Origin of the sequence: Pseudomonas sp. P135 (assembly GCF_020312125.1) — a bacterium.
Classification (GTDB): Bacteria; Pseudomonadota; Gammaproteobacteria; order Pseudomonadales; family Pseudomonadaceae; genus Aquipseudomonas; species Aquipseudomonas fragariae.
The window spans coordinates 66190-92304 of record NZ_JAGPYR010000005.1 but is presented as its reverse complement, the minus strand read 5'-3'; the positions used below and the strand labels follow the sequence as shown (position 1 = coordinate 92304).

Here is a 26115-nt window from a genome sequence, read left to right as displayed (position 1 = left end):
CGTGCACTTGCGCAGCAACAGTTGCAACGACGAAGCCTCACTGCACCTGGTTCACCACCGTGCCTGGATCGAAGATGACGAGGCCCAGGCGATCGCCGGACGTTTGCTGCACATTCTGGAGCAGGGGCTGGAAAACCCGGCACTGAAGATTCAGGACTTTCACCTGTCAGTACCTGCCGAACAATTGCAGCTAACAGCCTGGAACCAGACTGAACGCGTTACGGGCGACGAGCAACTGATTCATCGACGCATCGAACAACAGGCCCGTACCCGTCCCTATGCCGTGGCGGCGATTTTTCAAGGGCAACACCTGACCTACGCGCAACTGAACTGTCAGGCCAATGCGCTGGCTCAGCGTCTGATCTACCAGGGCGTACGCCCTGATGATCGCGTGGCAATCGTTTCGCGCCGTGGTCTGGAAACCCTGGTAGGGCTGCTGGCTATTCTCAAGGCGGGGGCGGCTTATGTGCCCATCGATCCGTCGCACCCGCGCGAACGCCTGCACTATCTGCTCAGTGACAGTTTGCCGGTGGTGGTGCTGACCCTGTCTTCGCTGATCGAGCGTCTGCCGCCGCTGGCAATGCCGCTGATCGAACTGGACCACTGCATCGACGGCCAGGGCGCCGAAAAAAATCCGCAGGTAGCGGGGCTGGGCAGCGACAATCTGGTTTACGTCATTTACACATCCGGCTCCACTGGCCAGCCCAAGGGCGTGATGGTGGAGCATCGAACCCTGGCCAATCTGGTTGACTGGCACTGCCAGGCTTTCGATGTGAAGGCGGGCAGTCATACCTCCTGCCTGGCCGGTTTCGGTTTCGATGCGATGGCCTGGGAGGTCTGGCCGACCCTGTGCGCTGGTGCAACCCTGCATGTGGCGCCGGTCAAGGAAAGTGGCGAGGACATTGAAGCCATGCTCGACTGGTGGCGCGCCCAACCGCTGGACGTGAGCTTTCTGCCCACCCCGGTGGCCGAGTATGCGTTCAGCCAGAGCCAGGACCATCCGACCTTGCGCACCCTGCTGATCGGCGGCGATCGCCTGCGGCAGTTCACTCACAACCGCCGTTATGCCGTGGTCAACAACTATGGTCCGACCGAAACCACCGTTGTCGCTACCTCCGGTCAAGTGCTGGCCAACGGCTCGCTGCACATTGGCGGCCCCATCGCCAACACCCGTGTTTACGTACTCGATGAGCACTTGCAAGCGATGCCCGTCGGTGTTCCCGGTGAGCTTTACATTGGCGGTGAGGGTGTTGCGCGGGGCTATCTGAACCAGCCGCAACTCACCGACGAGCGCTTTGTTGTCGACCCGTTCAGCGATATGCCGCAGGCGCGCATGTACCGCAGTGGCGATCTGGTGCGCTGGAACCGCGACGGTAGCCTGGATTACCTGGGCCGTAACGACGACCAGGTGAAGATTCGTGGCATGCGCATCGAGCTGGGCGAAATCGAGGCGGTGCTGGCCAGTCTGGACGGCGTGAAAGACGCGGTTGTGCTGGTTCGCGAGCTCCATCTGCTGGCCTGGTTCACTGAAACCTCCACGGTCGACATCGACACGCTGGCACCGGCAATGCGCGCACGCCTGCCGGGCTACATGGTGCCGCGCGCCTTTACCCGGCTGGCGTCGCTGCCATTGACGGCCAACGGCAAACTTGACCGCCGTGCGCTGCCTGATCCGGACCCGGCGTACCTGCTCGGCAACGCTTATGAAGCACCGCAGGGCGAAGTGGAAATCGCCATGGCGGCCATCTGGGCGCAGGTGCTGGGCATCCAGCGCGTAGGGCGGCACGACAACTTTTTCGAACTGGGCGGCCATTCCCTGCTGGCCGTCAATCTGGTGGAGCAACTGCGCAAGGCCGGACTCAAGGCGGATGTGCATGTGCTGCTCAGCCAGCCGACGCTGGCCGCTCTGGCGGCATGCCAGGCGGACGTCAGCACCTTCAAGGTGCCGGCAAACCTTATTCCGGCAGGCTGCAAGCAGATCACTCCGGGCATGTTGAGTCTGGTGTCGCTTGAACAGTCAGCCATTGATCGCATCGTCGCCAGCGTGCCGGGTGGTGCTGCCAATGTGCAGGAGATCTACCCGCTGGCACCGTTGCAGGAAGGCATTCTCTATCACCACCTGACCGCAGAACAGGGCGATCCCTATCTGCTGCAATGGCGTCTGGCGTTCGACACGCCAGAGCGCCTGTACAGTTGGGCCGCAGCCTTGCAGGAAGTCATCGACCGCCACGATATCCTGCGCACCTCGGTGGTGTGGCAAGGGCTGGAAAGCCCGCAACAGGTGGTCTGGCGTAACGCCGAGCTGACGGTACAGGCCATCGAGTTCGAAGCCGAAGACCCCGAATCGACCGTTATCGATCGCCTGCAACGCCAGTTCGACGCCCGTCATCATCGACTGGATCTGACTCAGGCTCCCTTGATGCGTCTGGTGCATGCCCAGCAATCGTCGAGCCGCGAAACCGTTGCCATTCTGCTCTTTCATCACCTGGTGCTGGATAACACTGCGATGGAGATCGTCAGCCGCGAGATGCAGGCGTTGCTCTTCGGTCACCGCTATGACCTGAAGACGCCGGTGCCGTATCGCAATTACGTGGCGCAAGTACGCCTGGCCAATGACGAGGCAAGCCACACAGCGTTTTTCACTGAAATGCTTGGTGACGTCGACGAGCCAACCCTGCCTTTCGGCATACAGGACGTGCACGCCGGCGGCAGTGACATCGAAGAGGAGCGACGTGCTCTGGACCCTGAACTGGCCCTGCGGCTGCGCGAGCAGGCACGCCTGCTCGGGGTGAGCGCTGCAAGTCTGATGCACGTTGTATGGGCGCGGGTTCTGGGCGTACTTGCCAATCGTCGCGACGTGGTGTTCGGCACTGTGTTGCTGGGACGCATGGGCGGTGAGGGCGCTGATCGGGCGCTCGGTGTTTTTATCAATACCTTGCCGCTGCGCGTGGATACAGCGCTGGACACTCGTTCAGCCGTTAAGGCGGTTCACGCCAGGCTGTCTGCGTTGATCGCTCACGAGCAGGCTTCGCTGGTACTCGCTCAGGGTTGCAGCGCGGTGGCTTCAGGTTCACCGCTGTTCAGTGCGTTGCTCAATTATCGTCACAGCGCTGAGGTAAAACCGCAGGACGGCGAGGGGCTCTGGCAAGGCGTGCGGGTGCTCGGTGGTGATGTACGCAGCAACTATCCGCTGACCCTTTGTGTGGACGATCTGGGCGAAGGTTTCGACCTGCATATGCTGGCGCAGCAGGGTATGGGTGCCGAGCGTATCACTGGCTGGGTGCTCAACACGCTGGAGCATCTGCTGGACACGCTGGAACAGGCGCTGCCGCTGCGGCTGGAAAACGTTCCGATCCTTGACGCGGCAGAGCGCAACCATCTGTTGCTCGATTTCAACGGCAGCGAGCAGCCGTTCCCGCAAGACTGCACCGTCAACGCGTTGATCGAAGCGCAGGCTGCCAGCCAGCCGCACAGCCCTGCGGTGATTCAGGGGGGGCATGTACTGACCTACGCTCAGCTCAACGAGCGCGCCAATCGCCTGGCCCATCATCTGATTGGCCTGGGCGTCAAAACCGATGAACGCATCGCCCTGTGCCTGCACCGTGGTCCCGCACGCCTGGTTGCCATGTTGGCGGTGCTCAAGGCCGGTGCGGCCTACGTGCCGGTCGACCCGGTCTATCCGGCCGAGCGTATTGCCTACCTGCTGCAGGACAGTACGCCTCGCGTGGTTCTGACTGAAAACTCGACCCACGATCTGGCCGGCGATACTGAACGGGTGAACATCGAGCAGGCGGACTGGCTGGGTTCTTCCGGCAATAACCCCTGCGTTGCGGGCCTTGATGCGCAAAAACTGGCTTATGTCATCTACACCTCCGGCTCCACCGGCCAGCCCAAGGGCGTCATGGTCGAGCACTGCACGCTGGTCAATCTGGTGCACTGGCATTGCCAGGCGTTCGCTCTGCAGGCTGGCAGTCATACGGCGAGCGTGGCCGGTTTCGGCTTCGATGCGATGGCCTGGGAAGTGTGGCCAGCGCTGTGTGCCGGTGCGGTGCTGCATCTGCCACCGGCCGAGGTCGGCAACGAGCACGTCGATGAGTTGCTCGACTGGTGGCTGGAACAGCCACTTCAGGTCGGTTTCCTGCCGACCCCGGTGGCCGAACAGGCCTTCAGACGCCCGCGCCAGCACCCGACGTTGCGCACGCTGCTGATCGGTGGCGACCGTTTGCGTCAGTTCGACAGCGACCCTGGCTTCGCCGTGATCAACAACTACGGCCCGACTGAAACCACTGTGGTGGCGACCTCTGGTGCCGTGCAGCCGTGCGGGCCGTTGCATATCGGCGGCCCGATCGCCAACACTCGCGTGTATGTGCTGGACGAGCAGTTGCAGCCGGTGCCGGTGGGTGTCATCGGCGAGCTGTATATCGGTGGCGCGGGGGTTGCCCGTGGGTATCTGAATCGTCCGCAAATGACCGAAGAGCGTTTTATCGCCGACCCGTTCAGCGCCGCAACGCAGGCGCGCCTGTATCGCAGTGGCGATCTGGTGCGCTGGAATGCCGATGGCAGCCTCGACTACCTGGGACGCAATGACGACCAGGTGAAAATCCGCGGCATGCGCATCGAACTGGGCGAAATCGAGACGGCGCTGGCCAGTCAGGCCGAGGTGCAGGACGCCGTGGTGCTGGTGCGCGGTGAACGTTTGCTGGCCTGGTTCACCGAAAGCGCGCCCGTCGAACCCGAAGCGCTGCGCGAGGCGTTGCGTGCACGTCTTCCCGCACACATGGTGCCGCTGGCCTTCACACGCCTGGACGCGCTGCCGCTGACCAGCCATGGCAAGCTCGACCGCCGGGCCTTGCCGGACCCTGAGCTGGAAGCGCTGACCAGCCAGGCCTACGCGGCACCCGTGGGTGAAACAGAGATCCTCATGGCTGATCTCTGGGCGCACGTGCTTGGCCTGGAAAAAGTCGGCCGGCATGACAACTTCTTTGAACTGGGCGGCCATTCGCTGCTGGCGGTCAGTCTGGTCGAGCGCCTGCGCAATGCCGGGCTCAGCGTCGATGTACGCGTCCTGCTCGGTCAGCCGACCGTCGCCGCGCTGGCCGCATCGGTGGGCAAAGGGCGTGAAATCCCGACGCCGCTCAATCGCGTTCCGGCGGGCTGCACATACATCACGCCGGACCTGCTGAGCCTGTCACAGCTCGACCAGACGACCATTGAGCGCATTGTCGCCACAGTGCCTGGCGGCGCGGCCAATGTTCAGGAAATCTACCCGCTGGCGCCCCTGCAGGAAGGCATCCTCTATCACCATCTGACTGCCGAGCAGGGCGACCCGTACTTGCTGCAATTGCGCATGAACGTCGACAGTCAGGAGCGTCTTGAGGCGGTGGCCGCTGCCTTGCGCGAAGTCATCGCCCGGCACGACAGTCTGCGTACGGCGATCGTCTGGGATGGGCTGGAGACGCCGCAACAGGTGGTCTGGCGCCAGGCGGATCTGCTTGTCGAGCGTGTGCCAATGGCGCAAATCGACACCCCGGCGGGTTCGGCACGCATGGACTTGAGCTGTGCGCCGCTGATCCGTCTGGCCTACTGCCCGGACGCGACCGGCCCTGGCCTGTCGGCAACGCTGCTGTTCCATCACATTGTGGTGGACGCCACTGCGCTGGAAGTCATGCGTGAGGAAATGCTCGCCCATCTGCGCGGCGAGCCGGGTCCGACGCAGCCCGCCGTGCCGTATCGCAACTATGTGGCCCAGGCGCGTCTGGGTGTCAGCGAAGCGGAGCATGAGGCGTATTTCCGCGAGCAACTGGGCGATATAGACGAGCCGACATTGCCATTCGATCTGCGCGATGTGCAGGGTGACGGTCATTGCATCGAGGAAGCCCCGCAGATGCTGCCCGATGCGTTGCTACAGCGCCTGCGCACTCAGGCGCGGCAACTGGGTGTCAGCGTCGCCAGCCTGTTGCATCTGGCGTGGGCGCGGGTTCTGGGCGCGGCCACCGGCAATGACCGCGTGGTATTCGGCACCGTGCTGCTGGGTCGCCTGCAGGGCGGTGCGGGTGCTGATCGTGGCATGGGGATGTTCATCAATACGCTGCCGCTGCGGGTCGATCTGGGCAACATCAGCGTACGCGACGGAGCACGCGACACGCATGCCCGACTGGCGGCACTGCTTGGCCATGAGCACGCATCCCTGGCTCAGGCACAGCGCTGGAGCGGGGTGGCAGCGCCATTGCCGTTGTTCAGTGCAATTCTCAACTATCGACACGCCGCAGGCCAGGCGCGCCAGGATGCGCAGCTCGACGCGTGGCAAGGTCTGGAAATTCTGACCAGCGAGAAGCACACCAACTACCCGTTGAGCCTCAACGTCGACGACCTGGGCGACAGCCTGCGCCTGAGCGTTACCGTGCCACCCCGGGTAGGGGCGCAACGTATCTGTGCTTATGTGCAGCAGACGCTGACGGCCATGCTTGACGCCCTTGAAGGCCAGCCGGATCTGCCGGTGCAGCATCTGTCGGTAATCGGCGCTGAGGAGCGGCAGCGTTCGCTGGTCGACTTCAACGCCACAGCGATCCATCACGATCTTCAGCAAACCCTGCACGGACTGTTCGAAGCCCAGGCAGTACGCACGCCGCAGGCAATTGCCCTGCGCGCCGGACGTGCGCAATTGAGCTATCGCCAGCTCAACGAGCAGGCCAACTGCCTGGCGCATCACCTGATCGATCTGGGCGTGCGGCCTGATCAACGGGTAGCGATCTGTGTCGAGCGCGGCCTGTCGATGGTGATCGGGCTGCTGGCGATCCTCAAGGCCGGTGGCGCTTACGTACCACTGGATCCGGGTTACCCGCGCGAGCGTTTGCAGTACATGGTCAAGGACAGCACGCCGGTCGCCTTGCTGGTACAGGGCAGTACCCGTGATCTGCTCGACGACGAGCACGCGCTGCGGATCGATCTGGACAGCGTGACCTGGGACGCGCAGCGTGATCAGAATCCGCGTGTTCCCGGCCTGACGGCAGAGCATCTGGCGTATGTGATTTACACCTCGGGTTCCACCGGCACGCCGAAAGGGGTGATGGTCGAGCACCGTAATGTCAGCAACCTGGTGCAGTGGAGCTCGGTGTTGTGCCCACCTGCCTCGGGCACGGTCTTGCTGCAAAAGACCCCGATCAGCTTCGACGCCTCGGTCTGGGAGATCTTCTGGCCCCTGAGCAGCGGTATTCCACTGGTGCTGGCCCGCCCTGACGGCCAGCGCGATCCTGCCTACCTGGCGCAAGTGATTCAGGAGCGCCAGGTCAGCGTGGTGCAGTTCGTTCCTGCGCTGTTACAGCAGTTCCTCGATCTGCCGCAGAGCAGCGCGTGCAGCAGCTTGACCGACGTTGTCTGCGGGGGCGGTGAGCTGACCGTGGAGATGGCGGCGCAGCTGCGCAAACGTTTGCCGGAGGTGCGCCTGCACAACGTGTATGGCCCGACCGAAACCACAGTCGATTGCAGTGTCTGGACGCTGCAACCCGACCAAGCCGTGCCGGACACTGCCCTGCCTATCGGGCGTCCGATCAGCAACACACGGCTGTATGTGCTCGACGCTTATGACCAGCCCGTACCGCAGGGGGTTATCGGCCAGCTGCATATCGGCGGTGCCGGGGTGACGCGTGGCTATCTGAACCTGCCGAAGACCGATGCCGAACGTTTTATCGACAGCCCTTTCGTAGCAGGCGACCGCCTGTACCGCAGTGGTGATCTGGTACGCCAGCGGGCAGACGGCAACCTCAAGTTCCTTGGCCGCAATGACGATCAGGTGAAGATCCACGGATTACGCATCGAACCGGGCGATATTCAGGCCTGCCTGATCAGCCATCCGGGCATCGAACAGGCCATCGTGCTGGTGCGCGACGAGCAACCGGGCGGGCAACGGCTGGTGGCCTATTACACCGGCACACAGTTGCCGGTCGAGACCTTGCGTGAAGTGCTGCGTGCGCAGTTGCCGGATTACATGGTGCCCGCACTGTTCGTGCATCTGGACGCCATGCCGCTGAGCCCCAACGGCAAGCTGGATCGCAAGGCGCTGCCTGCGCCCGGGCAGGATGCGCTCCTGACCCGCCCTTATGAAGCACCGCAAGGCGAAACCGAAGTCTTGCTGGCCAGGCTCTGGAGCGAACTGCTCGGGGTCGGGCAGGTAGGCCGTCACGACAACTTTTTCGAGCTGGGCGGTCATTCGCTGCTGGCGGTGAGCCTGAGTGCGCGCCTGCGCCAGGAAGGCATCGAGGCCGACGTCCGGGCGCTTTTCGAACAACCTACGCTGGCGGGCTACGCAGCCATCACAGAGAACATGGAGATTACCCTGTGAGCATCAACGAACTCTTGGCGACACTCAAAGCTCACGAAATCCACCTGACGGTCAAGGACGGTCAACTGGTGGTGCAGGGCAATCGCCGTGCCTTGACCGATAACGGCTTGCTGGAGCATCTGCGTGAGCATAAGCCGGCGCTGATCGAGCTCATCGAACAAGGCGATTATCAGAACGGCAAGCGTGGTGCACCGGCATTGCCAGACAACGGCATCGAGCAGGGTTGCGAGCGAATCACCCCTGAAATGTTGACGCTGGTGAAGCTTGATCAGGCGGCTATCGACCTGTTGATGGACGCGATACCGGGAGGTGCCGCGAATGTCCAGGACATCTACCCGCTGGCGCCGCTGCAGCAAGGCATTCTTTATCACCACGTCAGCGCCACCCAAGGCGATCCCTATGTCATGCAGGTGCAATTCGCCTTTTCTGATCAGGCGCGTCGGGACGCGTTCGCCGAGGCGCTGCAAAGCGTCATCACCCGGCATGACATTCTGCGCACCTCAGTACACTGGAAGGGGCTGGAAACCCCGGTGCAGGTGGTCTGGCGCCACGCTGAACTGAAAGTCGACAGCTCGCCGCTCGCGGCAGACCTGACGATGGATCTGGGCCAGGCCCCGCTGATGCGCCTGGTCTGCCATGCACCCGTAGCAGGCCAGTGGGTCGAGGCTACGCTGCTGTTCCACCACATTGCCATGGACCATAGCGCTCTTGAGGTCGTGCGCCATGAGGTCCAGGCCTGTCTGTCGGGACAAGCCGAAATGCTGGGCGTGCCGGTACCGTTTCGCAACTATGTCGGGCAAGCGCTGCTGGGTGTCAGCGAGGCTCAGCATGAAGCGTTTTTCCGCGAGATGCTGGGTGATCTCGACGAACCGACGCTGGCCTACGGTCTGCAGGATTTGAGCGGTGAGGGCGATGCAATCGAAGAACACAGCATCACCCTCGATCAGCAATTGTGTCAGCGCCTGCGCGCTCAGTCGCGAACCCTGGGCATCAGTGTCGCCAGCCTGTTCCACCTGGGCTGGGCACGGGTGCTGGCGGGCCTCGCCGGACAGTCGCGGGTTGTGTTCGGCACCGTGCTGATGGGGCGCCTGCTGGGTGCCGAAGCCACAGAGCGGGCGCTGGGTATCTTCATCAACACCTTGCCGCTGCGCCTCGATCTGGACGAGCAGGGCGTGCAAGCCGCAGTGCGCGCCACCCACCAGCGCCTGACCGCGCTGATGCGCCACGAACACGCACCGCTGGCACTGGCGCAGCGCTGCAGTGGGGTAAAAGCGCCGACGCCGTTGTTCAACGCATTGCTCAACTACCGCCACAGCGCGCCGGCGCAGGCGTCCGGTGAAACATGGCAAGGCATTGAGGTGCTGCAGGCTCAGGAGCGCAGCAATTATCCGCTGGTGCTGAGCGTCGATGATCTGGGCGAAGCCTTTGGCTTGACGGCACAGGCCACCGCAGGCATCGACCCGCACAATATTTGCGCCTATATGCAATGGACCATGGAAAGCGTGGTCGATGCGCTGGAGCAGACGCCACAGATGCCGGTCGATCAGCTTGATATCGTGCCCGCCAGCGAGCGTGCGCGATTGCTGCTGGACTTCAATGACCGACGTGCCGACTACGAACGCAGACTGACGATTCATCAGCGCATCGAGCAACTGGCAGAGCAGCAGCCTGATGCTGTTGCCGCACAGGTAGGTGCACAACACCTGAGCTACCGCGAGCTGAACGCGCGCGCCAATGCGCTCGCTCATCATTTGATCGGTCTTGACGTACAACCCGATGACCGCGTGGCGGTGGTGGCACGACGCAGCCTGGAGACGCTGGTCGGCTTGCTGGCGGTGCTCAAGGCCGGTGCGGGCTATGTACCGGTCGATCCGGCGCATCCGGACGAGCGCATTGCCTATCTGCTCGGCGACAGCGCGCCGGTTGCGGTGTTGGCTCAACCGGCCTTTGTCGAACGCCTGCAAGGGTTGGGCTTGGCGGGATTGAACACACCGCTGATCGAACTGGACCTGGCAAGCTGGCCAGAGCAGCAAGACAACCCTCACATCGACGCGCTCGATTCGACCCACCTCGCCTATGTGATCTACACCTCGGGCTCGACCGGCCAGCCCAAGGGCGTAATGGTCGAACACCGCACGCTGAACAATCTGATCGACTGGCACCGTGAGGCCTTCGATCTGCGTGCGGGCAGTCATACCGCCAGCGTGGCGGGCTTCGGTTTCGACGCCATGGCCTGGGAAATCTGGCCGGCCTTGTGCGCCGGGGCGACGCTGCACCTGCCACCAGCCGAAATCGGCAATGAACAGCTCGATGCACTGCTTGACTGGTGGATCGCCCAGCCATTGCAGGTTGCTTTTCTGCCCACTCCGGTGGCCGAATACGCCTTCAGTCGCAATCTGCGTCATCCAACCCTGCGCACGCTGCTGATCGGCGGTGACCGGCTACGCCAGTTCCATCGCGATCCGGGCTTTGCGGTGATTAACAATTATGGCCCCACCGAAGCCACAGTGGTCGCCACCTCCGGTCGTTTATTACCCGACGGCAGCCTGGATATCGGCAAGCCGGTCGCCAACACGTCGATTTATCTGCTTGATGAGCGCCAACAGCTGGTTCCGCTCGGGGTGCCGGGTGAGCTGTATATCGGTGGCGACAGTGTGGCCCGCGGTTACCTGAATCAGCCGCAACTGACTGCAGAACGCTTTGTGCATGACTCGTTCGCCGGGCAACCACAGGCGCGCATGTACCGCACCGGCGATCTGGCGCGCTGGAATGCCGATGGCACCCTGGAATACCTGGGTCGTAACGACGATCAGGTGAAAATTCGCGGGGTGCGTATCGAGCTAGGTGAGATCGAAAACCAGTTCAGCCAATTGCCGGGTATCGAGGAAGCACTGGTGCTTGCTCGCGAGGACGAACCGGGGCAACCGCGGCTGGTGGGTTACTTCACTGAACGCGCAGGCGCTGCTTCCAGCACCGTGGAGCAATTGCGTACCGCGCTGCTGGCCCGTCTGCCGGGTTATATGGTGCCTGGCGCATTGGTACGCCTGGAAAGCTGGCCGCTGACGGCCAACGGCAAGGTCGACCGCCGTGCCTTGCCGGTACCCGATCGCACCGCGTTGTCGACCGGCGAATACCAAGCCCCGCAAGGCGATCTGGAGAGCGCACTGGCGCTGATCTGGAGCGAATTGCTGCAGGTCGAGCGCGTAGGGCGTCATGATCGTTTCTTCGAGCTGGGCGGTCATTCGTTGCTGGCAATGCGTATGGTTTCTCAGGTGCGTCAGCGCCTGGCACTGGAACTGGCCCTTGGCGACCTGTTTGCCGACAGTTCGCTGATCGCGGTCGCACACTGCCTGAGCGCTGCCGCACGCAGTCAGTTGCCGGCCATCGACGTGCAGCCACGCAACGGCCCGCTACCCTTGTCTTCCGCTCAGCAGCGCATCTGGTTCATGGCGCAAATGGAAGACGCCAACAGCGCCTACAACATCTCGCTGGGCCTGAAATTGAGCGGTCCACTGGACAGCCGTGCCTTGACGCGTGCGCTGGAGCGCATTGTGGCCCGCCACGACAGCCTGCGCAGCCGCTTCAGTCAGGAGGACGACAATGCCTGGGTAGAGGCCGCGCCTGTGACTGAAGTGCCGCGCATCTGCTGGCAGGACTTACGTGATCAGGACCCACAAGCGCTGCAGGCCGTGATCAGGGAAGAGGCCGCGCAGCCCTTCGACTTGCAGCACGACCTGCCGATCCGAGGCCGTTTGCTGTGTCTGGCTGAAGACCGTCACGTCTTGTTGCTGACCGTGCATCACATCGTTGCCGACGGTTGGTCGCTGGGCGTGCTGACCCGCGAACTGACCGCGCTCTACCAGGCATTCAGTCAAGGGCAAGAGGACCCGCTGCCCGCACTGGCGCTGCAATATGGCGATTACGCCGTATGGCAACGCAACTGGCTGGACGACGAGCGATTGAGTCATCAGGCCGATTACTGGCAGCAGACGCTGACGGGAGCGCCGGTATTGCTGACCCTGCCCACCGACCGTCCACGTCCTGCGCATCAGGATTACACCGGGGCCAGCGTCGCGCTGGATCTCGATCCGCGTCTGAGCACCGACCTCAGAGCCTTCTGTCAGGCGCAGTCGGTGACACCGTTCATGCTGTTCATGGGCGCATGGGCCGTATTGCTGGCGCGGCTGTCCGGACAGGAGGAGGTGGTCGTCGGCATGCCGGTTGCCAACCGCCGTCGTGCCGAAATCGAAGGCTTGATCGGGCTGTTCGTCAATACCCTGGCCGTGCGTGTCGATACGTCGGGCGAGCCGGATGTGGTGACGCTGCTGGAGCGCATCAAGGCCCGCGTGGTGGAAGCGCAGGATCATCAGGACCTGCCTTTCGAACAGGTCGTGGAGCGTCTGCGGCCGCCGCGCAGCCTCGCGCACAGCCCGCTATTCCAGGCATCACTGACCTGGGACGGCAGCCAGGGGCTGGAATTGCAACTGGGCGATATGCAGCTCGAACCGCTGGATGAACAGGCCGCATTCGCAAAATTCGACCTGGCGTTGAGCGTCAGCGATGGTCCTGATCATTTCCGCTGCATCGTGGAATATGCCACAGCGCTGTTTGACCACGGCACCATCGAGCGCCACCTGAATTATCTGGAGGCGATACTGCGGGCCATGGTGGCTGACAGCCAGACGGTGGTGAGCCACATTCCGCTGTTGTCGGAGGCCGAGCGTCGGCAGTTGACCGACGGGTTCAATGCACCTGATGCGGTTTATCCGCAAGAACAGACGCTGCACAGCCAGTTCGAAGCGCAAGCGCAGCGCACGCCGGATGCGATTGCCGTCAGCTATGAAGAGGAGTCGTGGAGCTACGCGACACTCAACGCCCAGGCCAACAGGATCGCGCATCGCCTGATTGGCATGGGCATCGGTGCGGACGACCGGGTCGCCATCTGCACCCATCGCGGCCTGCAGATGATCGCCGGCCTGCTGGGGATTCTCAAGGCCGGTGCCGCCTACGTGCCGCTGGACCCGGCTTATCCTGTTGAACGTCTGGCTTATACCCTCGACGACAGCGCACCGGTAGCGTTGTTGAGTCAGCGGTCAGTGCAGGGCACCTTGCCAGTCTCGCAAGTGCCGGTTATCTGTCTCGACGACGACTTGCAGGACGAATCCGTCTGTAATCCGCAGGTGCCGGTAACGCCCGGCAACCTGGCTTATGTGATCTACACCTCCGGGTCTACCGGCAAGCCCAAAGGCGTGATGATCGAACATCGCAACGTTGCGCGGCTATTCTCGGCCACCGAAGAATGGTTCGGTTTCAACCAGCAGGATGTCTGGGCGCTGTTCCATTCGTTCGCCTTCGATTTCTCGGTCTGGGAAATCTGGGGTGCATTGCTGCACGGCGGGCATTTGGTGATCGTGCCGCAACTGGTCAGCCGCTCGCCCGAAGACTTCTACGCACTACTGTGCAGCACCGGGGTGACGGTGCTCAACCAGACGCCGAGTGCGTTTCGTCAGCTGATTGCTGCACAGGGCGAGAACGGCCAGGCGCATTCGTTGCGCAAGGTGATCTTCGGCGGTGAAGCACTGGACACCGTGATACTCAAACCGTGGTATGCCCGCCAGGTGAATGCCGGCACACAACTGGTGAACATGTACGGCATCACCGAAACCACGGTGCATGTGACCTATTACCCGTTGCAGCCCGGAGACGCCCAGCGCCTCGGCGCCAGCCCGATTGGCAGGCGCATTCCCGATTTGCAGCTGTATGTTCTCGATGCCCGCGGCGAGCCGGTGCCGATGGGCGTGGTTGGCGAGCTGTATGTCGGCGGTGCCGGTGTGGCGCGGGGCTACCTGCACCGTGAAGCACTGACGGCTGAACGCTTTCTCGACAACCCGTTCAGCCACGCCCCGAATGCGCGGATGTACCGTACCGGTGACCTGGGCCGCTGGCTGGCCGATGGCAGCCTGGAATACATGGGCCGTAATGACGAACAGGTCAAGATTCGCGGTTTCCGTATCGAACTGGGTGAAATCGCAGCGCGCCTCAATGATCATCCAGATGTTCTCGACGCCGTGGTAGTGGCACGCGAGGATGTGCCGGGAGACAAACGACTGGTTGGCTATTACACCTCGGCTGAAGATAAAGCCGGGCTGGATATCGAACAGTTGCGTGCCTGGCTGTCGGGCCTGCTGCCCGAATACATGGTGCCTGCGGCCTATGTACGGCTGGCCAGCCTGCCGGTGACGGCGAACGGCAAACTGGACCGCAAAAGCCTGCCGGCACCGGACCGCGACAGCATCGCCAGCCGGGCCTATGAAGCGCCGCAAGGACCGATCGAAATCGCTCTGGCAAGCTTGTGGGCCGAGCTGTTGCATGTGGAGCAGGTCGGTCGTCAGGATAATTTCTTTGAACTGGGCGGCCACTCGCTGCTGGCCGTGACCCTGATTGCGCGTATGCGTCGTCTGGACATGCGTGCGGACATTCGCGTTCTGTTTGTCCAGCCAACGCTGGCGGCGCTGGCCGAGGCTGTCGGTGGCGACACTGAAATCAATGTGCCGGCCAACCTGATCGATGCGCACTGCCAGCGCATCACCCCTGAACTGCTGCCCCTGGTGGCGCTGGATCAGCCCGCCATTGAGCGTATCGTGGCGCGGGTGCCGGGCGGTGCCGCGAATGTGCAGGATATCTACCCGCTGGGCCCGTTGCAGACCGGTATTCTTTATCACCACCTGACCGCCGGGGACCGCGATCCTTATCTGTTGCAGCCGCAGTTCGCCTTCGCCGACGCCTCGCGTCTCGAGGCTTTTTGCCATGCCTTGCAGCGGGTGATCGAGCGCAACGATATTCTGCGCACCGGGTTGTTCTGGGAAGGTTTGCAAGCACCGGTACAAGTGGTCTGGCGTCAGGCGCCGCTGCGGGTTGAAGAGACAGCCTTGCAAGACCTGTTCAATGCGCCGCGCATGGACCTGACGCAGGCGCCGCTGCTGCAGCTGGTCTATGCCCATGATCCGGCCAATCAAAGGATCGCAGCGGTGCTGCGCTACCACCATGTGATCATGGACCACATCGCCCTTGATGTATTGAGTCATGAGTTGCAGGCCATCCTGCTGAACAACGAAGCTCAGCTTGCAGCGCCCGTGCCTTACCGAAACTACATCGCCCACGTTGTGCAAGGGCCTGGCGAAGACGCCCATGAAGCGTTCTTCCGCGAGCAGTTGGGCGATATCGATGAGCCGACCTTGCCTTACGGCCTGGCCATGGCATCCGCCGAGCAGATTCCTGGCGATGCCCGACTCACGCTGGACCGCGACCTGTGCCGGCAGATCCGCGATCAGGCAAGACAATTGAGTGTCAGTGCCGCCACCTTGATGCACCTGGCCTGGGCGAAGGTACTGGGCCAGTTGTCCGGGCGTGACAGCGTGGTATTCGGCACCGTGCTGCTTGGACGCCTGCGCGGCGGTGAAGGGGGCGAGCGCGCCTTGGGGGTGTTCATCAATACCTTGCCATTGCGCATGGATCTGGTCGGGCATTGCGCGCGCAGTGCAGTGCTCGACCTCCATGGTCGTCTGGTCGGGATGCTCGCCCATGAGCACGCTCAGTTGGCTCTGACCCAGCGCTGCAGTGCCTTGCCGGCTGGCGCGCCACTGTTCAATACGCTGCTCAATTACCGCCACAGCGCTGTGCCTGAGGTCGATGACCAGGCGAACAACACGGCATGGCAAGGGATTGAGGTCGTGCACGCAGAGGAGCGCAGTAACTACCCGCTGACCTTGAGTATCGATGACTTCGGCGATAGTTTCAGCCTGACAGCCCAGGCTGCGCCGGGTATTGATCCGCAACGGATTTGCGCCTACGTGCAACAAGCCCTTGTCCATCTGGTGCAGGCCCTGGAGCAGCAATCGGCAACAGCGCTGATCGAATCATCGGTGCTGCCGGAGGCAGAACGCGAGCGTCTGTTGGTCTCGTTCAACGATACCCGGCGTGACTACCCACGCGGGCAGCCCGTGCACCGTCTGTTCGAGCGTCGCGCCGCGCTGCATCCGCATGCAGTGGCGGCCGTGCATGGCCGTCGCTCACTCACTTATGGTGAGTTGAACGAACGCGCCAACCACTTGGCTCACTACCTGCTGGGACAAGGTGTGCGGCCCAACGAGCATGTGGCGATTCTGCTGCCGCGCTCACTGGAACTGCTGATCAGCCAGTTGGCGATCGGCAAATGCGCAGCGACCTACGTGCCACTGGACGTCAATGCGCCTGCCGAACGCCAGCATTACATGCTCGATGATTGCCAGGCGAAATGTGTGCTGACACAGAGCGCTACCTCGCTGGGCTCGACGGTGCAACGCATCGATCTGGACCAGTTGAACCTTGACGACCAGCCTGCGCATGATCCGGGTCTGCCTCAGGCGTCCGACACCGCGGCTTACGTCATGTACACCTCCGGCTCAACGGGGGCCCCGAAAGGCGTACGCGTGGCCCATCGCGGCATTGCCAGGCTGGTGTTGAACAACGGTTATGCCGACTTCAACGAGCAGGACAGCATCGCTTTTGCCTCCAACCCGGCGTTCGATGCCAGCACCATGGAAGTCTGGGGTGCCTTGCTCAACGGTGGACAGTTGCTGGTGATCGAGCACACCACGCTGATCGATCCGATGCGTTTCAGCGCGGCCCTGCGTCACGGCAATGTCAGCGTGCTGTTCTTGACCAGCGCACTGTTCAATCAGTACGTGCAACTGATCCCCGAGGCACTCAGCGGTCTTCGGCTGTTGCTTTCCGGCGGTGAGCGCGCCGATCCGGCGAGCTTCCGCACGCTGCTTGCCCAGGCTCCGGGCCTGCACCTGTTGAACGCGTACGGCCCCACGGAAACGACCACCTTCGCGACAGCCTGCGAAGTCCGAGCGCTGGCCGATCACGCCGAGTCGGTTCCGATCGGCAGACCTATCGGTAACACGACGGTCTACGTACTCGACGCTCATCAGCGCCTGACACCGTTGGGGGCGATTGGCGAGCTTTACATTGGCGGCGATGGTGTGGCGCTCGGTTATCTGAATCGCCCGGACCTGACGGCAGAGAAGTTTATTGCCGACCCGTTCAGCGATCAGCCCGGCGCGCTGCTGTACCGCACCGGCGATCTGGGCCGCTGGCTGGAGGACGGTCAGCTGGAATGTCTGGGACGCAACGATGACCAAGTGAAAATCCGCGGTTTCCGTATCGAGCTGGGCGAGATCGTCAATTGCCTGCACCAGTTGCCGGGTATCAGGGAGGCTGTGGTTCTGGCGCGCGAGGATGAGCCGGGGCAGGTGCGTCTGGTTGCCTATTTCACCAGTCGCCTGGACGCCGAGGCACCTGCACCCGAGCAAATGCGTGCTCACTTGCAGGCTAACCTGCCGGAATACATGGTGCCTGGGGCCTTTGTCGAGCTGACCGCTTTGCCGTTGACAGCCAACGGCAAGCTGGACAGCCGTGCGCTGCCCAAACCGGATCACTCGTCGCTGTTGGGGCTGGCCTACGAGCCACCGCAGGGCGAGATTGAAATCGCTCTGGCGCAGATCTGGGCTGAAGTGCTGCAGCTCGAGCGGGTCGGTCGTCACGATCACTTTTTCGATCTGGGCGGGCATTCCCTGCTGGCCATGCGCATGGTGTCGCAGGTGCGTCAGCAGATGGGCATGGAGTTGCCATTGGGCGAACTCTTCGCGCTGGGCGAACTGGCAGCCGTGGCCAGTGCGCTGGCTGGTGCGGGGCGCAGTGAACTGTCGTTGATCCTGCCTGCGCCGCGTGATCAGTCGCTACCGCTGTCGTTTGCCCAGCAGCGTTTGTGGTTTCTGGCACAAATGGAGGGCGGCAATCAGGCTTACAACATCCCGCTGGCCCTCAGTCTGCAAGGATCGCTGGATGTGGCAGCGTTGACAGCCGCGCTTGGGCGGATCGTCGAGCGCCACGAAACCCTGCGCAGCCGCTTCATTGCCCGCGAGGAGGGGGCTGAAGTCGTGTTCACAGCTCCGACAGCCATGTCGTTCCTGCACATCGAAGACCTGCGTCAAAACCCGCAAACCCTGGCCGAACGCGTCGCAGCAGAGGCCACCGCAGCGTTCGATCTGACGCGGGGGCCGCTGATCCGTGGCTGCCTGCTGCAGGTGGAAGACGCGCGGCACGTGTTGTTGCTGACCGTGCACCACATCGTCTCCGACGGCTGGTCGATGGGCGTGCTGACCCGCGAACTGCATGCGTTGTATCCGGCGCTGCGCCGTGGCGAGGCCGATCCATTGCCAGCGCTGAGCATTCAATACGCCGACTATGCGGTCTGGCAGCAGGGCTGGATGAGCGGTGAGCGCCTGCAACATCAGGCGGCCTACTGGCGGCAGGCGCTGGAAGGCGCACCGACACTGCTGACCCTGCCAGCCGACCGGCCGCGTCCGGCGCAGCAGGATTTCGCCGGTGCCAGCCTCAACGTACGGCTGGATGGGCAACTGACTGCCGGCCTGCGTGCGCTGGCTCAGCGGCAAGGTGTCACGCTGTACATGACCTTGCTGACTGCGTGGGGCGCACTGCTGGCGCGGCTTTCAGGTCAGGCCGAGGTGGTCGTCGGCAGCCCGATCGCGGGCCGTGGTCGCGCCGAGCTGGAAGGGCTGATCGGTCTGTTCGTCAACACGCTGGCCATACGCATCGACACGGCATCGGCATCCACCGGTGATACGCTGCTGGCACAGGTCAGGGCGCGGGTCCTGGAGGCTCAGGACCATCAGGACCTGCCGTTCGAGCAGGTGGTGGAAATCGTCCGGCCGACACGCAGCCTCGCCCACGGGCCTTTGTTCCAGACGACGCTCAACTGGCTGGCCGGGGAAACTGCGTTACCGGAGATGGACGGGCTGTCGCTGGCGACGGTCGAGCAGCAGAGTCAGGTCTCCAAGTTCGATCTGTCGCTTAACCTCGGCGAACAGGGTGATGCTTTGTTCGGTACGCTGGACTACGCCACTGCGCTGTTCGACGAGGCAACGGTGCAGCGCTATTGCGGTTATTTCGAACAGTTGCTGCGCACGCTGGTGAATAACCAGCAGGTGGTGCTCGCTGATATACCGCTGGTGGGCCTGCAGGAGCGCGAGTATCTGCTCGACACTCTTAACGCCAGCGCGGTGAGCCTGCCGCAAGGTCAGACCATTCATGCCCTGATAGAAGCACGCGCCGAAGGCATGCCCGAAGCCGTTGCCGCCAGGGTTGGCGAGCAGTCACTGAGCTACGCACAGATGAACCGTCAGGCCAACAGCCTTGCCCATCATCTGATCAGCCTGGGCGTGCGCCCGGATGATCGCGTCGCGGTCGTCGCGCGCCGTGGGCTGGACACGCTGGTGAGCCTGCTGGCCGTGCTCAAGTCCGGTGCCTGCTATGTGCCGGTGGATCCGGCGCACCCCGATGAGCGCATAAACTATCTGCTGGCCGACAGCGCGCCAGTAGTGGTGCTCGCTGAACAGGCTTTCATGGCGCGCCTGCCTGCACTGAAGGTGCCGTTGCTCGCGCTTGATCGACCTCAATGGCCTGAAAAACCGGCAAATCCGCTGGTGTCGGGCCAGACGCCCGGCGATCTGGCGTATGTGATTTACACCTCCGGCTCAACCGGACAACCGAAAGGCGTGATGGTCGAGCACCGCACGCTGGCCAACCTCGTCCATTGGCATTGCCAGGCGTTCGCTTTGCACGCCGGCAGCCATACGGCCACTGTGGCCGGCTTCGGTTTTGACGCGATGGCCTGGGAAGTCTGGCCGGCACTGTGTGCGGGGGCAACGCTGCACATCCCGCCAGCGGAGATCAGCAACGAACAGCTCGACCTGCTGCTCGACTGGTGGCTCGCGCAGCCCCTGCAGGTGGCGTTTTTGCCGACACCGGTGGCCGAATATGCGTTCAGCCGCGAGCTCTACCACCCGACGCTGCACACGCTGCTGATCGGCGGCGATCGCCTGCGGCAGTTCCACCGTGAGCCGGGTTTTGCCGTGATCAACAACTATGGCCCGACCGAAACCACGGTGGTCGCGACCTCCGGTCGTCTGTTGCCTGACGGCAGCCTCGACATCGGCAAGCCGATCGCCAACACCCGCGTGTACCTGCTGGATGAGCAGCAGCAACTGGTGCCGACCGGTGTTGCCGGCGAGCTGTACATCGGTGGTGAAGGCGTGGCGCGGGGTTATCTGAATCAGCCGCAACTCACTGCCGAACGCTTCCTCAGTGACCCGTTCTGCGATAACCCGCAGGCGCGCATGTACCGCACCGGCGATCTGGCGCGCTGGAATGCCGACGGCACGCTGGACTACCTGGGACGTAACGACGATCAGGTGAAAGTCCGCGGTATGCGCATCGAACTGGGCGAAATCGAGGCGCAACTGACCTCGTTGCCGGGTATCGAGGAGTCGCTGGTGGTGGCGCGCGAGGACGAACCTGGACAGTCACGTCTGGTGGCGTACTTCATTGAGCAAGGCCCGCGCTCGGCCCTTGATATCGCCAGGCTACGTGCCGACCTGCTGGACCGTCTGCCGGGCTACATGGTGCCGAGTGCGTTCGTGCGCCTCGATGCCTGGCCATTGACCGCTAACGGCAAGGTCGATCGACGTGCCTTGCCGGTGCCGGATCGCGACGCCATGCCAGGGCGTGAATACGAGCCGCCGCAAGGCGAGCTGGAAATGGCCCTGGCCGACATCTGGAGCGATTTGCTGCAAGTCGAGCAGGTAGGGCGCACCGATCACTTCTTCGAACTCGGCGGCCATTCGCTGCTCGCCGTTACTCTGATCGCACGCATGCGTCGCCGTGGCATGGATGCCGATATTCGCGTGTTGTTTGCCCAGCCGACCCTGGCCGCCCTGGCGCGTGCCGTCGGCAGCGGCGCTCAGGTGAAGATTCCGGCCAACCTGATCGGTACCGATTGCACATCAATCACCCCGGACCTGTTGCCGTTGGTGAAACTGGATCAGGCAGGTATCGATCGCGTTGTCGCCAGCGTGACCGGCGGTGCGAGCAATATTCAGGACATTTACCCGCTGGGGCCTTTGCAGGCGGGTATTTTCTATCACTACCTGTCCGCCGCCGAGGATGATCCCTATCGTTTGCAGGCACGCTTCGCCTTTGCCGACCGCTCGCGACTGGAGGCCTTCAGCCAGGCGCTGCAACAGGTCATCGCCCGCAACGACGTGTTGCGGACTTCACTGTGCTGGGAAGGTCTGGAAACGCCGGTGCAAGTGGTCTGGCGACATGCGGATCTGCCGGTGATCGAGGTGCCGTTGGCGGCGCTGGATAATCCCGAGCCGCTGGAACTTGTACGTGCACCGCTGCTGCGGCTGATCCACGCCGATGACCCGGACAACGGGCGTATCGTCGCGGTCCTGCTGTTCCATCACTTGATCATGGACCACGTTGCCCTGGACCTGCTGAGCCAGGAATTGCAGGCGGTGCTGCTCGATCAGGCAGCGCAACTGCCTGCGCCAGTGCCTTACCGCAACTACATCGCGCAGACCTTGCTGGGGGCAGGTGACGATGCGCATGAAACGTTCTTCCGCGAGCAATTGGGCGATCTCGATGAGCCGACCCTGGCGTATGCCCAGACCTGGTTGCCAGGGCCGGAGGTTGCAGGCGAGGCCCGACTGCGTCTGGATGCGGACCTGAGCAGGCGGTTGCGTCATCAGGTGCGGCAGCTGGGTGTCAGTCCTGCCAGCCTGATGCACCTGGCCTGGGCTCAGGTACTGGGCCGATTGTCCGGGCGTGACAGCGTGGTGTTCGGCACCGTACTGCTGGGTCGCCTGAACGGCAGCGAGGGCGCCGACCGCACGCTCGGGGTGTTCATCAACACCTTGCCGTTGCGCATCGACCTGGCCGATCAGAGTGCACGCGATGCTCTGTCCCAGACTCACCGCCGCCTGACCGGATTGCTTGCCCACGAACAGGCTTCTCTGGCAATCGCGCAGCGTTGCAGCGCCTTGCCTGCAGGCGCACCGTTGTTCAGTGCACTGTTGAACTACCGCCATAGCGCGGTGCCCGGTGAGGCAAACGAGGCTGCCGGCAAAGCCTGGCAGGGCATTGAGCTGTTGCAGTCGGGCGAGCGCAGCAGCTATCCGTTGACGCTCAGCGTCGATGATCTGGGCGAGGCGTTCGACCTGACTGCATTGACCTCGACAGGCATCGATGCCCGACGTGTTTGTGCGTATCTTGCCTGCGCCGTGGAGGGGCTGGTCGACGCCCTTGAACAGGCACCTTCGGAACCGATTCAGGCACTGAATATTCTGCCCGGCACCGAGCGAACCGAACTGCTCGATGGCTTCAATACCGATCGCCTTACGGCGGAGTGCCCGCTGCCGGTTCATCTACGTATCGAACAGCAGGCGCTTGACCAGCCGAACGCACTGGCTGCTAAGGCGGGCGACCAGCACTTGAGCTACGCCGAGTTGAATGCCCGTGCCAACGCATTGGCCCATCACCTGATCGGGCTGGGCGTGCGTCCTGACGACCGTGTGGCGGTGGTCGCGCGGCGCGGTCTGGAGACCCTGACAGGTCTGCTGGCAGTGCTCAAAGCCGGGGCGTGCTACGTACCGGTCGATCCGGGCCATCCGGATGAACGCATCAGCTACCTGCTGGAGAACAGCACACCCATGGTGGTGTTGGCTCAATTCGACCTGCTGACACGTCTGCCCGAACTGCAGGTGCCGGTGATCGCGCTTGATCGCCCGGACTGGTCACAGCGCACCGACAACCCGTCCGTGCCGGAAATGACCACGCAGCATCTGGCTTATGTGATTTACACCTCGGGGTCCACCGGGCTGCCCAAGGGCGTAATGGTCGAGCACCGCACGCTGAACAATCTGGTGGATTGGCACTGTGAAGCCTTCAACCTGCGTGCCGGCAGTCATACCGCCAGCGTTGCCGGGTTCGGTTTCGACGCCATGGCCTGGGAAGTCTGGCCTGCGCTGTGTGCCGGTGCGGTGCTGCACCTGCCGCCTGCGGAGATTGGCAACGAACAGCTCGATGTGCTGCTCGACTGGTGGCTGGCCCAGCCGCTGCAGGTGGCGTTTCTGCCGACCCCGGTGGCCGAATATGCCTTCAGCCGTGAATTACACCACCCGACGCTGCAGACCCTGTTGATTGGCGGTGATCGCTTGCGTCATTTCAACCGTGATCCCGGTTTTGCCGTGGTCAACAACTACGGCCCGACAGAGACCACGGTGGTGGCCAGCTCTGGCCGGATGCAGCCAGGCAAGGTGTTGCACATCGGCAAGCCGGTTACCCATGCCCGACTGTACGTACTGGATTCGCGTGGCCAGCCCGTGCCACTCGGGGTGCCCGGCGAGTTGTACATCGGCGGCGCTGGCGTGGCTCGTGGCTATCTCAACCGTGCGGACCTGACCGCAGAACGCTTCCTCGACGATCCGTTCAGCGACAGGCCCGGTGCACGGATGTATCGCTCCGGCGATCTGGTGCGCTGGCTGTCCGACGGGACGCTTGAATACCTGGGCCGCAACGATGATCAGGTGAAGATCCGTGGCGTGCGTATCGAGCCGGGCGAGATCGAACAGCACCTGGCGCAATGCCCAGGCGTCGGCGAAGCAGTCGTGACCACCCAGCGTCTGGACGATGGCACGTTGCGTCTGGTGGGTTACTTCACCCGTCGTAACGCGTCGCTCGACAGTGCCGCCTTGCGTGCGCATCTGTTGGGGCAACTCCCGGAGTACATGGTGCCTGCGGTGTTTGTAGGCCTTGATGCGCTGCCATTGACCCAGAACGGCAAAGTCGACCGCAAGGCGTTGCCTGCGCCGGATCTGGCCGCACTGGCGAACCTCGCTTACCAGGCGCCTTCAACGGCTCTGGAAGAGCGCCTGGCGGACTTGTGGGCCGAGGTTCTTGAAGTCGGGAAGATCGGCAGGCACGACAGCTTCTTCGAACTGGGCGGCCATTCGCTGTCGGCCATCCGTCTGGTCAGCCTGCTGCAAAAAGCCGGCGTGTCACTGACGCTGGCCGAGCTGTTCCAGCACCCTAGCGTTGCAGCGCTGGCCGGATTGCTCGATCAGCGTCCAGGGTCGCCGGATGCGGCTCGCGAGGTGATCACAGTGCGCGCCGGTGGCAGCGAATCACCGTTGTTTCTGCTTCACGACTTCACCGGGCTGGATGCTTATTTTCCGGTGCTTGGGCAACATCTGCAGGGCGACTTTCCGATTTACGGCTTGCCGGGCATTGGCCTTGGGCAGCAGCAATTACGCACCATGGAGTGCCTGGCTGCGCGGATGGTGGAACGCATTCGTCAGGTCCAGCCGCGCGGCCCGTATCGACTGGCCGGCTGGTCGTTTGGCGGGGTTCTGGCCTACGAAGTGGCTACTCAACTGCTGGGCATGGACGAGGCCGTGACATTCCTCGGCCTGATCGACAGCTATGTGCCACGCCTGACCGATCAGGGCAAGGCGCGCTGGCAAGGACCTGACTTGCTTGAGCGGCAACTGCTCTCGCATTGCACTGCGCACTGGCAGGCCCAGGCAGGTGAGGGCGCTGCGAAGTTGGCACGTCTGAACTCATTCAGCGAACAAGCGCCGCTGCCGGACTTCGCGACGCTGTTGCAACTGTGCCGTGACGAAGGCCTGTTGTACGAGGAACTGGCGCTGGCGAGCGATCAGCAATTGCACCATTACCTGGACCGGGAAGTGGCGCATGGTCAGGCCCTGGCGCATTACCAGCTGGAACCGCTCAGTCTGCCGATTCACCTGTTCCGCGCCGAACAGCGTCCAATGGCGCCGATCGCAAGCAGTTCGACTCTGGGCTGGGGTGAGATTCTCTCCAGAAATCAACTGCAGTGCGTCGATGTCCCGGGGGACCATATGACGATGATGCAGGCACCGCACGTGGCCGTGCTTGGTCTGAGCATCGTTCAGGCGTTGCACAGCGCGCCTGCCACGCCACCGCCAACGCCGGCTCATCAGTCGCTGCTGGCCATCCAGAGTGGGCGTGACGGGCATGCCCCCGTGTTTTGCGTACCCGGAGCCGGTGACAGCGTCACCAGTTTCATTGGCCTGGCCGAGGCGCTGGGGCCGGAATGGCCGATCCACGGCCTGCAACCGCGCGGCCTGGACGGTCGCAGTGTTCCGCACAGCCGGGTGGAAGCGGCAGCGCAGAGCCATGTGCAGGCCATCGAAGCGCTGTATCCGAAAGGCCCGCTGCATCTGGTCGGGCATTCTTTCGGCGGCTGGGCGGCGCACGCCATGGCGGTCAAACTGCAGGCCCGTGGCCGCGAGGTTGTCTCGTTGACCCTGATCGACAGCGAGGCGCCTGGCGGCGAGGGCCTGGACGGCAAACCTTATACCGCCACCGCCGTGCTGGAACGCCTGGTCGAGGCGTTGCAGTTGTCCAGCGGACGAAGCCTGGAGCTCGACCCGCTGGCGTTTGCCGACAGCGATACGGTCACGCAAATGCACCTGCTTCAGCAGGCCATGGTGCGCGTCGGGTTATTGCCGCCACGCCTGGCGGCACAGGCCCTGCAAGGGATTGTCCGCACGTTTGCCAGCGCCTTGCGCACGGTCTATCGACCTGAGCCGGGAGGCTACAGCGGCAGGGCAAGTCTGGTCCTGGTGAATGACCCGCAACTGGATGCGCTGGACAATCAACTTGAGCATGCCGCTTGCGCAAGCCAATGGCAGCACTTGCTGCCGCAGCTTTCACTCTGGCAAGGGCCGGGCAACCACTTCAGCGTCCTGAAAGCGCCGGACGTCTACAGCCTGGCAGCCTGGTGGTACGACGGATTGGCAGTGGGTGTGGGGGAAACGCAATGA

The 26115-nt window shown here is 63.1% G+C and carries 2 protein-coding genes (1 of these 2 only partly in view); both read left to right on the top strand.

Translation table 11 applies throughout. The features are described 5' to 3' along the window. Window positions 1-8338, top strand: the 3' portion of a protein-coding gene (locus KBY08_RS09275; RefSeq protein WP_111522176.1) for a non-ribosomal peptide synthetase. It extends 1160 nt beyond the left edge of the window; only the last 8338 of its 9498 coding nucleotides appear in the window; its start codon lies beyond the left edge, outside the window; it ends in the stop codon at window positions 8336-8338. Then, complete coding sequence (locus KBY08_RS09270; protein ID WP_111522175.1) at window positions 8335-26115, top strand: non-ribosomal peptide synthetase; 17781 nt, start codon at window positions 8335-8337, stop codon at window positions 26113-26115. Before KBY08_RS09275 ends, KBY08_RS09270 begins: the two co-directional genes overlap by 4 nt.